The 14,844-nt window shown below is 75.4% G+C and carries 14 protein-coding genes; 7 read left to right on the top strand and 7 right to left on the bottom strand.

Translation table 11 applies throughout. From position 1 onward, the window contains the following. Nucleotides 1-25: 25 nt before the first annotated feature. Together hpaE and hpaD are read left to right on the top strand one after the other, a co-directional pair. A complete protein-coding gene (gene hpaE, locus E1291_RS17185; RefSeq protein WP_131738822.1) occupies nt 26-1,522 on the top strand; it encodes a 5-carboxymethyl-2-hydroxymuconate semialdehyde dehydrogenase in 1,497 nt (498 codons plus the stop codon). A gap of 8 nt (nt 1,523-1,530) precedes the next feature. After that, a complete protein-coding gene (hpaD, locus tag E1291_RS17180; RefSeq protein WP_131738821.1) occupies nt 1,531-2,547 on the top strand; it encodes a 3,4-dihydroxyphenylacetate 2,3-dioxygenase in 1,017 nt (338 codons plus the stop codon). A 399-nt stretch (nt 2,548-2,946) separates the two neighbouring features. On the opposite strand, the gene E1291_RS17175 is transcribed toward hpaD, so the two are convergent. The 4 genes from E1291_RS17175 to E1291_RS17160 are packed head-to-tail and all read right to left on the bottom strand — an operon-like array spanning nt 2,947 to nt 6,522. Further along, a complete protein-coding gene (locus E1291_RS17175) occupies nt 2,947-4,257 on the bottom strand; it encodes an ABC transporter permease (protein ID WP_165495155.1) in 1,311 nt (436 codons plus the stop codon). Beyond that, nucleotides 4,254-4,943 carry an ABC transporter ATP-binding protein gene (locus tag E1291_RS43280; RefSeq protein WP_131738820.1) on the bottom strand — a complete coding sequence of 230 codons (690 nt, stop codon included), beginning with the start codon at nt 4,941-4,943 and terminating at the stop codon, nt 4,254-4,256. Before E1291_RS43280 ends, E1291_RS17175 begins: the two co-directional genes overlap by 4 nt. Then, on the bottom strand, nt 4,940-5,983 hold the full coding sequence (locus tag E1291_RS43275; protein ID WP_131738819.1) for a peptidoglycan-binding protein: 1,044 nt from the start codon (nt 5,981-5,983) through the stop codon (nt 4,940-4,942). Before E1291_RS43275 ends, E1291_RS43280 begins: the two co-directional genes overlap by 4 nt. Continuing rightward, nucleotides 5,980-6,522 carry a hypothetical protein gene (locus E1291_RS17160; protein ID WP_131738818.1) on the bottom strand — a complete coding sequence of 181 codons (543 nt, stop codon included), beginning with the start codon at nt 6,520-6,522 and terminating at the stop codon, nt 5,980-5,982. Before E1291_RS17160 ends, E1291_RS43275 begins: the two co-directional genes overlap by 4 nt. A 159-nt stretch (nt 6,523-6,681) precedes the next feature. On the opposite strand from E1291_RS17160, the gene E1291_RS17155 reads away from it, so the two are divergent. Genes E1291_RS17155 through E1291_RS17135 form a run of 5 tightly spaced genes read left to right on the top strand, consistent with a single transcriptional unit; the run spans nt 6,682 to nt 11,996 of the window. Beyond that, nucleotides 6,682-7,338, top strand: a complete 657-nt coding sequence (locus tag E1291_RS17155) for a response regulator transcription factor (protein WP_207400774.1) — start codon at nt 6,682-6,684, stop codon at nt 7,336-7,338. Continuing rightward, on the top strand, nt 7,335-8,672 hold the full coding sequence (locus E1291_RS17150) for a sensor histidine kinase (protein ID WP_131738816.1): 1,338 nt from the start codon (nt 7,335-7,337) through the stop codon (nt 8,670-8,672). The genes E1291_RS17155 and E1291_RS17150 overlap by 4 nt, the downstream gene beginning before the upstream one ends. Before the next feature lie 34 nt (nt 8,673-8,706). After that, a complete protein-coding gene (locus E1291_RS17145) occupies nt 8,707-9,792 on the top strand; it encodes a sensor histidine kinase (protein ID WP_131738815.1) in 1,086 nt (361 codons plus the stop codon). Then, a complete protein-coding gene (locus E1291_RS17140) occupies nt 9,789-10,499 on the top strand; it encodes a response regulator (protein WP_131738814.1) in 711 nt (236 codons plus the stop codon). Before E1291_RS17145 ends, E1291_RS17140 begins: the two co-directional genes overlap by 4 nt. A gap of 60 nt (nt 10,500-10,559) precedes the next feature. Next, a complete protein-coding gene (locus E1291_RS17135) occupies nt 10,560-11,996 on the top strand; it encodes a nitrilase-related carbon-nitrogen hydrolase (RefSeq protein WP_131738813.1) in 1,437 nt (478 codons plus the stop codon). 3 nt (nt 11,997-11,999) lie between these two features. Here E1291_RS17135 and E1291_RS17130 read toward each other — a convergent pair whose 3' ends face one another. From E1291_RS17130 to E1291_RS45375, 3 genes are all read right to left on the bottom strand, one after another. Further along, complete coding sequence (locus E1291_RS17130; RefSeq protein WP_131738812.1) at nt 12,000-13,127, bottom strand: DUF3533 domain-containing protein; 1,128 nt, start codon at nt 13,125-13,127, stop codon at nt 12,000-12,002. Nucleotides 13,128-13,205: 78 nt separating this feature from the next. Then, nucleotides 13,206-14,198 carry an anti-sigma factor RsbA family regulatory protein gene (locus E1291_RS17125; RefSeq protein WP_131738811.1) on the bottom strand — a complete coding sequence of 331 codons (993 nt, stop codon included), beginning with the start codon at nt 14,196-14,198 and terminating at the stop codon, nt 13,206-13,208. After that, the coding region (locus E1291_RS45375) for an STAS domain-containing protein (RefSeq protein ID WP_165495154.1) at nt 14,195-14,844 on the bottom strand (650 nt) is incomplete at its 5' end. The genes E1291_RS45375 and E1291_RS17125, both read right to left, overlap by 4 nt.

The raw sequence follows: 14,844 nt of genomic DNA, 5'->3' as shown, positions 1-14,844 counted from the left end.
CTACCTCGAACCGGAAGTGAGCACCATGCCCGTCCCCTCCCCCACCGACCGCCCAGCCGGACTCCCCGAGCGGATCCGGCACTGGATCGGCGGCGAGTTCGCCGACAGCGCCGACGGCACGGTCTTCGACGTCCTCGACCCCGTGTCCAACACCCGCTACACCGAGGCCGCCCGCGGCGGCGCCGAGGACGTGGACCGCGCCGTCGCCGCCGCCCGCGCCGCCTTCCCCGGCTGGTCCCGGATCGGCAACCGCGAGCGCGCCTCGATCCTGATCCGCATCGCCGAGGCCGTCGAGGCCCGCGAGGACCGGCTGGCCGAGTTCGAGTCGTTCGACTCCGGGCTGCCGATCACCCAGGCGCGCGGGCAGGCCCGCCGCGCCGCCGAGAACTTCCGCTACTTCGCCGACGTGATCGTCGCGCTCGGCGAGGAGGCGTACCGGGTCGGCGACCAGCAGCTGAACTACGTCGTGCGGACCCCGGCGGGCGTCGCCGGGCTGATCACCCCGTGGAACACCCCGTTCATGCTGGAGAGCTGGAAGCTGGCACCGGCGCTGGCGTCGGGCTGCACGCTGGTGCTCAAGCCGGCCGAGTGGACGCCGCTGTCGGCGGGCCTGTGGCCGGAGATCTTCACCGAGGCCGGGGTGCCCGCCGGCGTGGTCAACATCGTCCAGGGCATCGGCGAGGAGGCCGGCCAGGCGCTGGTCGACCACCCGGACGTGCCGCTGCTGTCGTTCACCGGCTCCACCGACACCGGCCGGCACATCATGCGCTGCTCCGCCGACGGGCTGAAGGCCCTGTCCATGGAGCTCGGCGGCAAGTCGCCGGTCGTGGTGTTCGCCGACGCCGACCTGGACGCGGCGCTCGACTCGGTCGTGTTCGGCGTGTTCTCGCTCAACGGCGAACGCTGCACGGCGGGCTCCCGGGTCCTGGTGGAACGTCCCATCTACGAGGAGTTCACCCGGCGGCTCGCCGAGCGCGCCGAGAAGGTCCGGGTCGGCCCGCCGTCCGACCCCGCCACCGAGGTCGGCGCTCTGGTGCACCCCGAGCACTACAAGCGCGTCCTGAACTATGTGGAGATCGGGCAGCAGGAGGCCAAGCTGGTCGCGGGCGGCACCCGCCCCGCGCACCTGCCCGAGGGCAACTACCTCCAGCCGACCGTCTTCGCCGACGTCTCCCGCGACGCCCGGATCTTCCAGGAGGAGATCTTCGGGCCGGTCGTGGCCGTCGCGCCCTTCGACGACGAGGCCGAGGCGGTCGACCTGGCCAACGCCACCCGCTACGGGCTCGCCGGCTACGTCTGGACGAGCGACCTGCGCCGCGGCCACCGGATCGCGCACGCCGTCGCCTCGGGTATGGTCTGGATCAACTCGCACAACGTCCGTGACCTGCGCACTCCCTTCGGAGGCGTCAAGGACTCCGGCCTCGGCCGCGAGGGCGGCGCGCACAGCATCGACTTCTTCTCCGAGTCCAAGATCGTGCATGTGATGCTCGGTGAGGTCCACACCCCGCGCTTCGGTGTCTAGGAGGAGCCATGACCACAGCCCCGGACGTCATCCGGTCCGCCTACGCCCAGCTCGCCGTGACGGATCTCGCGGCCGCCCGCTGGTTCTGGGTCGACATGCTCGGCCTGCACGTCCAGCACGAGGAGGCGGACGCCCTCTACCTGCGCGGCACCGATGAACTGACGCACCACTCCCTGGTCCTGCGGGCCGGGCCGGTCGCCGCCCTCGACCACATCGCCTACCGCGTCCGCACCCCCGAGGACGTGGACCGGGCCGAGCGGTTCTTCACCGCCCTCGGCCGCCCGGTGCGGCGGCTGCCGGCCGGGACGGGCGCGGCCGGCGTCGGCGACGCGGTCCGGGTCGTCGACCCGCTGGGCTTCACCGTGGAGTTCTTCCACGACATCGCCAGGGGCGAGCGCCTCATCCAGCGCTACGACCTGCATCGCGGCGCCCACATCGCGCGGCTGGACCACTTCAACATCTGTACCCCCGACATCCCCGCCGCCTACGACCACTACCGCTCGCTGGGCTTCGGCTGCTCGGAGACCATCGAGGGCGACGAGCACGAGCTTTACGCGGCCTGGATGTACCGCAAGCAGACCGTGCACGACGTGGCGTTCACCGGTGGGGCGGGGCCCCGCCTGCACCACATCGGCATGGCGACCCACGAGTCCCACCAGGTCCTGCACACCGCCGACATCTTCGGGTCGCTCGGCAAGGAGCACCACATCGAGCGGGGACCGGGCAGGCACGGGGTCTCCAACGCCTTCTACGTCTACCTGCGCGACCCCGACGGGCACCGGGTGGAGGTCTACACCTCCGACTACTACACCGGTGACCCCGACCACGAGACGTACCGCTGGAACGTCCACGACGACCGGCGGCGCGACTTCTGGGGCAACGCGGTGATCGAGTCCTGGTACAAGGAGGCGTCCCCCGTCCTCGACCTGGACGGGCGCGCGCAGCCGATCGCGGAGGCCGCCATCGACGAGTCCGCCGTCACGGTGGGCGCGGACGGGCTCGGCATCGTGGACGGCAAGGAGTAGGACCGGGCGACCGCTCGGCGGCCGCCGCGTCCGGGCCCGTGCCCGGGGGCGGCGGCCCGGCCGTGTCCGGACCCGGTCTCCCGGGCGGGCACGACGATCCTGGTCACCGGAGCGCGCGGGATCCCCGGGCGGTCGGCGTCCGCTCCCCACGAGGGTGCCCCGTCCCCGCACAGGGGGACGGGGCACCGCGGGGGCCCGGCGGCGGGGGCATTCGCCGCCGGCCGCCCGCCCCACCTGCGGTCCGCCCCCGGGGGCAGGCGGCGCGGGACCGCAGGTGGGGTGGGGGATCCGACGGTAACGCACCTACTTGATCACCTAAAGCGACCGGATGCTTACAGTTCTTACCGACGCCGGTCAGGGAATCCGCGTCGGAAAGCACCGCCGGTCACCGCCGGTCCCTCACGGCGTCGCGAGGGCCTCGGTGGGGGCCAGGCGCGCGGCGCGGATCGCCGGGTACAGGCCCGCGACGGCGCCGATGACCAGGGTGGCGAGGATCCCGCCCGCCATCGCCCAGGGCGGGACCACCGTCGGCCACCCCCGGGCCACCGCGAACACCGCCGTGACGACGATGCCGAGCGCCACCCCGCCGACCCCGCCGAGCGCCGCCAGCAGCTGCGACTCGGTGAGGAACTGCAGCCGGATCTGGCCTCGGGTGGCGCCGAGCGAGCGGCGCAGCCCGATCTCGGCCCGCCGCTCCAGCACCGAGATCACCATGGTGTTGGCGACCCCGACCCCGCCGACCAGCAGCGCGACGCCGCCGAGGCCGAGCAGCAGGCCGGTGAACGCCCGGTTCGTGGCGTTCTCGGCGGCCAGCGCGTCCGACGGGCGGCTGACCTGGACCTCGTTCGGCGACCGCGGGCTCGCCGTCGCGGCGAGCAGCTCCCGGACCCGGTCCACGGCGCCCTTGCGGGCGCGCGTGTAGATGGTCGTCGGGTGGCCGTCGAAGCCGAGCTGGGACGCGGCGGCCTCCCAGCCGACGAGCGCCGCCGAGTCCAGCTCGGGCGCGAGCCCGTTGGGGTTCAGGATCCCGACGACGGTGAACCACCGCGAGCCGAGCCACACCTGGACGCCCGGCGCGGCGATGCCGAGCCGCTCCGCCGACGCCGACCCCAGCACGACGGCCGGGTACCGGGCCGTGCCGGCGTTGAGCCAGGTGCCCGCGGCGGTGGTGAGGCCGATCGTGCGCGGCAGGTCGAGCCGCGCGGCCAGCACGGTGATGCCGCCGCTCTCCGCCTCGGGGATGCGATCGTTGCGGTAGACGTGGGTCTCGGCGAGCTTGCCGGTCGCCGACGCCGACGTCACGTCCGCCATCCGCGTGACCATGCCGACCGACTCCTCGGGCAGCTTCGCGTCGTCCCCGAAGAAGTCCCTGCCGGGGCCCACCGTCAGCAGGTTGGTGCCGAGTCTGTCGAGCGTCGCCTGCAGCTGGGCCCGGCTGGACGTGGAGATCCCGACGACGCCGATCATCGCGGCGATCCCGATCGCGATGCCGAGGGCGGACAGGAACACCCTCATCGGACGGGCCCGCAGCCCCGCGGCGCCGACCCTGAGCACGTCTCGGGGGCCGAGCCGCGCCGGGGCGTCACCGCCGTCCGGCCACGGCCCCGTGCCCGACTGCTGCGCCATGTCCGACTGCCGCGCGGTGTCCGACTGCTGCGCGGTGTCCACCTGCCGCGCCGTGTCCGCCCGCGGTCGTCCGAGCCGCCTCATCGTCCCGCCTCCACCCGTGCCTCGTCGCGGACGACCCGGCCGTCGCGCATCGCCACCTGCCGGGGCAGCAGCGCCGCGATGTCGCGGTCGTGGGTGATCAGGACGACGGTGGTGCCGCCCGCGGCCAGCTCGCGCAGCAGGTCCAGCACCCCGGCGCCCGACACCGAGTCCAGCGCCCCCGTCGGCTCGTCGGCCAGCAGCAGCGCCGGCTCCCCGACGACCGCGCGGGCGATCGCCACCCGCTGCTTCTCCCCGCCCGACAGCTGGTGGGGGCGGTGGCCGAGGCGGTGCCCGAGCCCGACGCGCTCCAGCGCGGCCCGCGCGCGGCGGCGCCGCCGCGCGAGCGGCGCTCCCCCGTACAGCAGCCCGTCGGCGACGTTGTCCAGCGCGCCGACGCCCGCGGCCAGGTGGAACTGCTGGAACACGAAGCCGATCCGGCGGGCGCGCAGCGCCGACAGCCGCCGGTCCGGCAGCCGCGCGACGTCGCGGCCCTCCACCAGGACGGTCCCGGCGCTCGGCCGGTCCAGCGTGCCGAGCAGATGCAGCATCGTCGACTTCCCGGAGCCGGACGGCCCGACGATCGCGACCAGCTCGCCGGCCCCGACCGTCAGCGACACCGCGTCCAGCGCCGTGACGCCGCCCGGATAGGTCTTGGTGACCTCCCTGAGCTCCACGACCGGGTTCACGCGGGCACCCCCACCCTCATGCCCTCGGCGAGGCCGGCGCCCGACACCTCGACCTTGCCCTCGGTGAACACGCCCGTCTCCACCGGCACCGTCCGCACGCCCGCGTCCCGCACGACCTGCACCTCGTAGCCGCCGTCGCCCCGCGCGAGGAGCGCGGAGATCGGCACGGCCAGCACGTCCGGGTGCCGGGTGGCGGTGAGGTGAACGTCGACCGGCGCCTTGTCGTAGGAGCCGAGCGGCCGCTGCCGGCGGACCGCGATCGTGACCGCGATGGTCGTCGGGTCGTCGCCGTGCCCCTGCTTGGCGACCTTCCCGACGGAGGTGATCGTTCCTTTGGTCGTGCCGCCGTCCGGCAGCTCGATCCGCACCTCCGCGCCCTTCTTCGCGAGCCGCTGGTACTGGACATCGAGGTCGACGCCGACCACGCGCGTCGTCCCGGTGTAGGTGAGCGCCGGGCCACCGGTCCGGTCGCCCACGGACGCCTTGCGCTCGGCCACCCGGATCTCCCCGGAGGCGACCAGCACCGCGCCGGGCTCCAGCTCGCCGGTCTCGGCGACGCCGAGGTCCTCCTGCCAGCGTTTCACCGCCGCCGCCGTCGCGGAGCCATAGGTCCGGTCGACGGTGAAACCCGTGTAGCCGAGCGCCCGCAGGTTCTCCTCGAACTGGCGGACGTCCGCGCCCGTGACCCCGTCGGACAGCCTCCGGTAGACGGGCAACGCCCCGTACAGCAGGGGCACGGGCTTGTCGTCGACCCGGTAGACCGGGCGGCCGCGCCTGACGACCGCGCCCGCCCCGGCCAGCCATGTGAGGGTGCCCCGGCCCGCGCTCGCCACGGTGTGGGCGGTCCCGTACCCGAGCGTCCCCTCCACTTTCCGGGTCTCGACCAGCGTCGTCCTCTCGACCGGCGCCGTCGCGGGAGGCAGCGCGCCGTGCGCGGCGGCGGGGCCGTCCCCGCCGCCCAGCCCGGCGGCGGCGAGGCCGCCCCCGGCGACCACGGCCACCCCCGTCACACCGAGGACGACGGCGCGCGTCCGGCTCAACTGCCGCCTCCGCCGCCGGGCCCGCCCTTCGGCCCGAACTTCCGGCACGCGCCGTCGGCGTCCTTGAACGCCTGGCTCTCCGGGTCGATCGACCCGCCCTTCTCGACCTTGATCTTGAGTCCGCCTTCGGGGTCGGGGTCCGGGAAGGAGGCGATTCCGTGCTCTCGCATGCACCTGGAGTAGACGCGCTGCTTGGCGACGTCCTCCGGCTTGGCCTTGTGCGGCTTGCCGCCGTTCGGCATCAGGTACGCGCACTTCTTCTGCGCCGCCTCGACACCCTTGAGTTCGCCGGTGCCCGGACCGTCGCCCTTGCCCTTGCCGGGCCCGCCGGCCCGGAACTCGATCGGGCCGTCCCCGGACGGGTCCTTCATGTCCACGCCGTTCTCACGCATGCACTGCGCGAACTTGCGCATCTTGTCCTGGTCGCCCGCGGCCTTGGCGGTCCCGGACGCGGCGGCCTTGCCGTCGTCCCCGCACGCCGGCAGCCCGAGGGCGAGCACCGGCAGCAGGGCCAGCGCCGCGAGCCTCTGTCGTCTCATCGGTCGGTCTCCTCGTCCCGCCGGCCCGTTGCCGGCAGCGACGGCAAGTTCAGCCCGCGACCGGTAACCCCGGCGTAACCGGTTCGCGTTATGCCCGCGTTACGCCCCTTGCCGGAAGCTGGCTGCGGACATGACAGGTCGGGCCAGGGGACGGCAAACGTGCGCGTACTGATCGCCGAGGACGAGCGGATGCTCGCCGATTCGATCGCCGAGGGGCTCCGGGACGAGCCCCTGGCGGTGGACGTGGTGTACGACGGGGACGCCGCGCTCGAACGGCTCGGCGTGCACGACTACGACGTGCTGGTCCTCGACCGGGACCTGCCGGTCGTGCACGGGGACGACGTCTGCCGGGCGGTGGTGGAGTCCGGCGCGCTCGTCCGCGTGCTGATGCTGACCGCCGCGGCGGCCGTGCCGGCGCGGGTGGACGGGCTCCGGATCGGCGCCGACGACTACCTGACCAAGCCGTTCGCGTTCGAGGAGCTGGTCGCGCGGATCCTCGCGCTCGGCCGTCGCGCCCGCCCGGCCGCCCCGCCGACCTTGGAGCGCGCCGGGATCACGCTCGACCCGGCCCACCGGGAGGTGTACCGGGACGGCCGGTACGTGCGGCTCGCGCGCAAGGAGTTCGGCCTGCTGGCCGAGCTGCTGCGCGCGGACGGCGCGGTCGTGCCGGCCGAGCGGCTGCTGGAGAAGGTGTGGGACGAGCACACCGACCCGTTCACCAACACCGTCCGGGTGACGCTCATGAAACTGCGCCGCAAGCTCGGCGAGCCCGCCGTCATCGAGACCGTTCCGGGCGTGGGGTACCGGATCCGATGACGGGCCTCGCCGACCGGTTCCGGCCGACGATCCGGATGCGCCTGACGCTGCTGTACACCGGCCTGTTCCTGACCGCCGGGCTCCTGCTGCTCGGGCTGACCTACCTGCTGGTCGCGGCGAGCCTCCGGCCGCCGGGCGGGCCGGTCGCCGGCACGGACCAGGTGTTCACGACGCGGAAGGTGCCCGCCGACGTCCTCACGCGGGGCGAGCCGCTCACCGACCAGCAGTTCCGGGGCATCGTCTTCAAGGTCCGCAAGGACTCCCAGGACGAGACGATGAAGGCGCTGCTGACCAAGGGCGCCGTCGCGCTGGTGCTGGTCTCCGCGGCGGGGCTCGGGCTCGGCTGGCTGCTCGCCGACCGGGCGCTGCGGCCCGTCACCAGGATCACCGAGACCGCCCGCCGGGTGGCGCGCGGCCACGACCTCACCGAGCGGATCGGCTACGCCGGGCCCCGCGACGAGGTCAAGGAGCTCGCCGACACCTTCGACACGATGCTCGGCCGGCTGGCCCGCTCGTTCGACGGGCAGCGCCGGTTCGTCGCGAACGCCTCGCACGAGCTGCGCACCCCGCTCGCCATCAACCGCACGCTCGTGGACGTCGCCCTGCGCCGCCCCGGCGCGTCCGAGGACGTCCGGCGGCTCGGCGAGTCGCTGCTGGTGGTCAACGGGCGGCACGAGCGGCTCATCGACGGGCTGCTCACGCTCGCGGGCAGCGAGAACGTCATGGTGGACGCGGGCCCGCTCGACCTCGCCGACGTGGCGGGGCACGTCCTGGACCAGGCCGCCCCCGAGGCGCGGGCCCGGCGGGTGTCCTCGGACCGGCGGCTCGGCCCGGCGCCCACCACCGGCGACCCGGTGCTGCTGGAGCGGCTCGTGCAGAACCTCGTGGAGAACGCGGTCCGGCACAACCACGACGGCGGCGAGCTGTGGGTCGCCACCCGCGCCCGCGACGGCCGGGCGGAGGTGACGGTCGCCAACACCGGGCCGGTCGTGCCGCCCTACGAGAGCGAAACGATCTTCGAGCCGTTCCGCCGGCTGGGCAACGACCGGGTCCGCTCCGACCGGGGCTCCGGGCTCGGGCTGTCCATCGTCCGCGCCATCGCCACCGCGCACGGCGGGACGGTCGCCGCGACGCCGCGGCCGGGCGGCGGCCTGACCGTCACCGTCCGGCTCCCGAGCCGCACACCGGACGACCCGCCCGGCCGTCCGGCCGCCCCCGCGCGCGAATCGCCGCACGCCGTCCTCTTCCCCGTCCTCTCCGCGCCCTCGGACGGCGCGCCGGGCGGCCCCGGCACCGCTCGCGGGGATGAGACCGGCTCTCACTCGCACGGGTGACGTGGGCCGCGGCGCCATGCCGGAGACTGGGCGGATGCGGGACACCAGGACCCTCGACCGCCTGCTGGCGCTGGCCGTGACCCTGGCCACCGTCGTGCCCGCGCTCGTGGCGGCGCGGCCGTGGTGGGTCGTGGCCCTGGCCCTCCTCGCCTCCGCCCCAATCCTGTGGCGGCGGCGGGCGCCGCTCGGCACCGGGCTGGTCGTCGGGCTCGCCATGACCGCGCTCGTCGTGTGGCAGAAGCCGCTGTTCCTGCCGTGGGGGCCGCTCGTGTCCGTCTACACGATCGCCGCGCTGAGCCGTCCGCTGATGCGGGTCCTGTCGGTCCCGATCCTGGTGGTGACCGTGTACGCGTCGATCGCCGTGCCCGACGAGGACTCCGACGTCTACCCGCTGCTCGCCACGGCCTTCACCGCCGCGTTCGCGCTCGGGACGGCCGAGCAGGCCCGCCGCGCCCAGGCCGCCGAGCACGCCGAGCGGGCGCGCCGGCTGGAGCAGGAGCGGGCCGCCGCGGTGGTCCGCGAACGCGCCCGCATCGCCCGCGACATGCACGACATCGTCACCCATTCGGTCGGGCTCATGGTCGTGCAGGCCGAGGCCGCGCCGCTGGCGGGCCCGGAGCGGGCCGACGAGGCGTTCGACCGGATCGCCGGCGTCGGCCGCGGCGCGCTGGTCCAGCTCCGCTCGCTCCTGGACGCCCTGCGCGACGTCCCCCGCGACGTCCCCCGCGACGATGCGCAGCCGGGCCTGGCGACCCTGCCCGAGCTCGTCGGCGGCTCCGGGCTGCCGGTGACGCTGACCGTCGAGGGCACGGCCCGCGAGGTCGCGCCGGAGGTCGGCGTCGCGGCGTACCGGATCGTGCAGGAGGCGCTGACCAACGTCTGCAAGCACGCCGCGCCGCGGTCGGTGACCGTCGGCCTGCGCTGGGGACGGCAACTGGAGATCGAGATCAGCGACGACGGGCGGGGCGGCGGGCCGCCGGGCGGGCCCGCGGACGCCCCGGCCCGGGCGGGGCACGGCCTGATCGGCATGCGCGAGCGCGCCGCGGCCTGCGGCGGCACCCTGCGCGCTGGCCCCGGCCCGGACGGGTTCACCGTCCTCGCCCGGCTGCCGGCCGGATGAACCCGGTGACGGCCGGCGGGCCGGAACCCGGTACGGCGGGCCTGCGGATCCTCGTCGCCGACGACCAGGACCTGTTCCGGGCCGCGTTCGGCACGATCCTCGGCGCGCAGCCCGACATGACCGTGGTCGGCGAGGCCGCCGACGGCGCCGCCGCGGTCCGCGCGGCGGACGAGCTGCGTCCCGACGTCGTCGTCATGGACGTGCGGATGCCGGTGCTGAACGGGATCGAGGCGACCCGGCGGATCTGCGAGGCGCTGCCGGTCAAGGTCCTCGTGCTGACGATGTTCGACCTGGACGAGTACGTCTACGACGCGCTGCGGGCGGGCGCCGGCGGCTTCCTGCTCAAGGACATCCGGCGGGACGAGCTGGCCCACGCCGTGCGGGTGGTCGCCTCGGGCGAGGCGCTGCTGGCGCCCGCGGTGACCCGCCGGCTGGTGGAGGACCTCGTCCGGCGGCCGGGGCACGGCGTCGTCCCGCGGCTCGCGGCGCGGCTGGCCGGGCTCACCGAACGCGAGCGGGAGATCCTGCGCCGCCTCGCCCGGGGGCTGTCCAACGCCGAGCTCGCGGCGGAGCTCGTGGTGTCCGAGCACACCGTCAAGACCCATGTCAGCCACGTGCTCGGCAAGCTCGGGCTGCGCGACCGCGTGCAGGCCGTGGTGTTCGCCTACGAGTCCGGGCTCGTGGTGCCGGGTGGTCCGCGGGAGTGAGGCGCCGAACCCCTCGTCCCGGCGACGCGCGACGGGGGCCGCGCGGCGGAGGCTCGCTCCATGACCGTGATCGTCTCGACACTCCTGTCGTCCGTGCTGCTGCTGTTCGGCACGGGCCTGCACCCGCTGCCCTGGCTCACCTGGCTCGCCCCGCTGCCCGTCCTGTGGCTCGCGCCGAGGGCCGGCGGGCGGGCCGCCTTCGCCGCCGCGTCGCTCGCCTGGTGCGCCGGGCAGAGCCGGATGTGGTCCTACTACCTCGGCACCCTGGAGATGCCGCCGCCCGCTGCGGCCGCCATCATCGTCGGGTCCGCGCTCGTCTTCGGCCTCGTGGCCCTGGCGTTCCGGCGGCTGCTGCTGCGGGACTTCCCGCTCACCGCCGCGGTGACCGTGCCCGCGGCCTGGGTCGCGCTGGAGTACGCCCTGTCGCTGGCGATGCCGCACGGCGCCTGGCTGAGCCTGGCCTACACGCAGGCGGACGTGCCGCCCGTACTGCAGACCGCCGCGCTCACCGGCCCGTGGGGCGTCACGTTCCTCGTCATGGGCGTCCCCGCGGTGATCGCCGCCGCGGCCGCGCCGGGGGCCGGTGCCCGGCGGGGCGCGATCCTGCTCGCCGGGGCGCTCGCCCTGGTGCTACCGCTGGCCTACGGCGCGTGGCGGCTGCGGCAGCCGCACCCCGGCTCCGCGGCCACGGTCGCCCTCGTGGCCACCGACCGCCCGAACGACACGATCGACGTGGCCTCGCCCGAGGGCCGGGACCTCCTGCGCCGCTACCTCGCCGTGATCGGCGGGACGGGCGGGGCGGGCACGGTCGTCCTGCCCGAGAAGACCTTCGCCGCGGACGACCGGACCCTCGCCCTGCTCTCCGGACCGCTCGGGCGGCTCGCGGTCCGGCGCCACCAGGACATCGTGGTCGGCGTCACCCTCGAGCGGGGCGGGGTCGTGCGCAACTCCGCCCTGGGGTACCTCGCGAAAGGCGGCGCGCCCGTCCTGTACGACAAGCACCACCTGATCCCCGGACTGGAGGACGAACTGAAGCCGGGCACCGGGCTCTCGTTCCTGTCCCCCGGCCGCGGCGTCATCATCTGCAAGGACCTGGACTATCCCGGGCTCGTCCGCGACTACCGCCGGCACGGGGCGGCGGTGCTCTTCGCCCCCGCGTGGGACTTCGACGGCGACCGCTGGATTCACAGCCGCCAAGCCCTGACCCGCGGCGTCGAGAGCGGGCTGACCGTGGTGCGCGCACCGCGCGTGGGACGCCTGGTGGTCAGTGACCCCTACGGCCGGGTCCTGGCCGAGCGCACCACCGGCCGCACGGACTTCACGGTGATCACCGCCGTCCTCCCCCGCCATGCCGTCTCGACCCTGTACGCCCGCCTGGGCGACTGGTTCGCGTGGCTGTGCCTGGTCCTGCTCGTCCCCGCCGCGATGGGCCGGGGACTCCGCCCCGGACTGCCAGGCCGGCCGGGCGGCGAGCGGCGGGCAGAGCGCCGCCGCTGACGGTCACGCGCGGGCGCCCGCGGCGCCCGCGCTCCGCCGCAGGTGCGCGGCGGAGGCGCCGAGCGCGACGGCGGTGCCCGCGACCGCGTAGGCGCCCAGCACCCACCAGGCCCGCGCGGTGTCGTGGCCGGAGAAGTAGACGACGTTGCGGACGGCCGTGGTCGCCGCGCCCGTCGGCAGCCAGTCGCCGATGGCGCGCCAGAACGCGGGCAGCAGCGCCTTGGGATAGGCGCCGCCCGCGCTCGGGTTGCCGAGGACCACGAACAGCAGGATCGCCACGCCGATCCCGATCATGCCGAACAGGATCTGCAGCGCCGCGGTCGCGGCCGCCGCGGCGAACACCACCAGCGCGCCGATCCCCCACAGCGCGAGGAAATGGCCGGTCAGCGCCCCGAAGACGGGCCCGGCGATGAGGGCGCCGCCGAGCCCGGACACCACCGCGTACAGGGCCAGGGCGGCCAGCCTGATCACGGTGCGGCGCAGACTCGCCGGCCGGGCCCCACCGGCGACGCCGAGGATCGCGGCGGCCAGGTAGCCGCCCACGATCCAGCCGAGCACCAGGTAGAACGAGGACAGGCCGCGGCCGTCGCCCGCCGCGGGCGGGCGGATGTCGGCGACCGTCACCCGCCGGTGCTCGGCCGACTCGAGCCGGCCGGCGATCTGCGCCGCGGTGCTGGAGACCGCCGGGCCCCCGGCGGAGGCGACCAGCAGCGTGTCGCTCGTGCCGCTCGGCGCGATGAGGATCGCCGCGTCCACGGTGCGGTCGAGCAGCCACCGCCGCGCCTGGGCCTCGCTCGCGGCGGTGCGGGCCTTGACCGGGTGGCCGTCCAGCCCGTTCAGCCGGGCGGCGACGGCGCCCGCCGCCCGCGGGGGCGCGACCACCGCGACCGGGATGCGGTGCGGCGTCGGCGAGTGGAAGGCCCCGATGTAGGACAGGATGAACCCCAGCTGGAGCAGCAGGACTCCCGTGACCAGGAGCAGGGCCCGTACCGTGACGGCGTCGCGCACCTCGTCCGCGAACCCGCGGGGCGCGGTGCTCCTGCCGGGTGATGCGCCCGCCGACGCGGCGGCGCCGGACGTCTCGGACGGGTCGGGGCCGGGAGACTCCGGGCCGGGCTCACTGGTGCTCATGCCGGTGAGGTACCCATTCCCGTGGGACCCACCATCGGCGGGGACGCGATCGAGGGCCGGGGCGCGCGGTCGCCGCCGTCAGGGGCGCGGGCCCTGGCCGGGCTCGGCGACGCGCAGGTTCGGGGCGTGCAGCCGAACGGTCGTCCCGTCCGGTCCGGAGCGGACGTCGAGGTGGTCGCAGATCTGCCGGGCGAGCCAGAACCCGTCTCCGGGCCTCGGGTCGAGGGTGGGCGGGTGGAGCCCGATGAAGGGATCGAGGGACGTGGTGGCCGGCAGCCGGATGTCGCACACGACCTCGCCGGGCCGCGCCCACAGCGCCACCGTCGGCGGCGGCGCGCCCACCGCCCCGGCCGCGCCGCCCGCCGTGGCCCCCGCGGAGCCGGCCCCGGTGAGGATCTCGGCGACCGCCGCCGCGAAGATCATCAGCCGCTCGCCGAGCAGCCCGAGCATCGCGGTCTCCAGCACGATGGCGTGCCGCAACCGGCCGAGGTCGCCGCCGAACGCCAGCGTGACCGCGTCGTCGGGGCGGCCCGGCAGCGGGGTCGACCGGTGCCGGACGAACGCGAGCGGCTCGGTGTAGGAGTCGCTGGCGGCCACCGCGGTGCCGTCCACCATGTGCGGATGGGTGCGCCGCGCGTTGGCGACGATGCCCGGCTCGACCCGGCGCGCGTCGTACGGGCAGATCATGTGGATCCCGGTGCCGGCCAGGACGGCGTTCAGCGCGGACTCCATGCACTCCCACGCCTCGACCTGGCGGGCCGAGCGACCCGACCACACCGGCTCGGCGATGATCCGCACCCGGCCGGTGCGGGGATGCCGGTACCGGTAGCCGGTGAACGCCGCGACGCGCTGCGGCGGGCGGCGGCCGAAGAACGCCGTCTCCGCGTAGTCGACCTTGTGGGCGTGCCGCCCGAGCGCGGCCTGCACGAGACCGAGGTTGGCGGGCGTCGTGGTGACCAGGACCGGTTCCTCCCGCCGGAGCCCCTCGGCGATGAACGGCACCGCCATGCCCAGGAACTCGTCGTCGCCGGTGTAGACGCAGCCCTGGTGAACGAACTCGGCCCCCTTCACCCCCGGTCCCCCTCCTTCATCACGAGATCGCCGTCCCACGCGAAGGCGCGCAGGATCGCGCGGACGACCGGGCCGGGCGAGTGCAGGACGAGCCGGCCCCCGGCCGGCATCGCCCCGGCGGTGCGGGCCAGCAGCCGCGCCGCCTCCACGTCGAGGTGCCGCAGGCCCCGCATGTTCAGGTGGAGGTCGCGACCGTCGCGGGGGGCGTCCCGCAGCGCGGCCGCGAGCCGGTCCAGGTTCGAGCGGTCGGCCTCGCCGCTCAGGCGCACGCCCGCGGGGTCGTCCATCGGGCCGACCAGCAGCAGCGGGCCGTGCCAGGGGGCCTCGCCCGCCTCCAGCACCAGCGCGTGCCCGGCGCGCTGGGCGCGCAGGCGGTCGGCGGAGGCGCGGGTGCGGTCGCTGTGGCAGATCAGCGCGGGCGGGCGGGCCTGGACTCCGCACACCGCGGCGAGAAGGCACTCGCCGTCTCCCGGGCCCGCCGGGGGCGCGGCGCGCGGCGCGTCGGTGAGGTCGACGCACACCCGCAGCCCTCGCAGGCCGAACCGGGCGGCCCGGCCCGCGCGGTGGTGCTGGCCCGGTTCATCCCGATCGTGCGGACGTTCCTCAACCCGCTCGCCGGGATGCTCGGCATGGACGCCCGCAAGTT

This window comes from Actinomadura roseirufa (assembly GCF_900659635.1).
GTDB classification, from domain to species: domain Bacteria; phylum Actinomycetota; class Actinomycetes; order Streptosporangiales; family Streptosporangiaceae; genus Spirillospora; species Spirillospora roseirufa.
The sequence above is the reverse complement of the archived record's forward strand: the minus strand, read 5'-3'. Positions and strand labels throughout refer to the sequence as shown.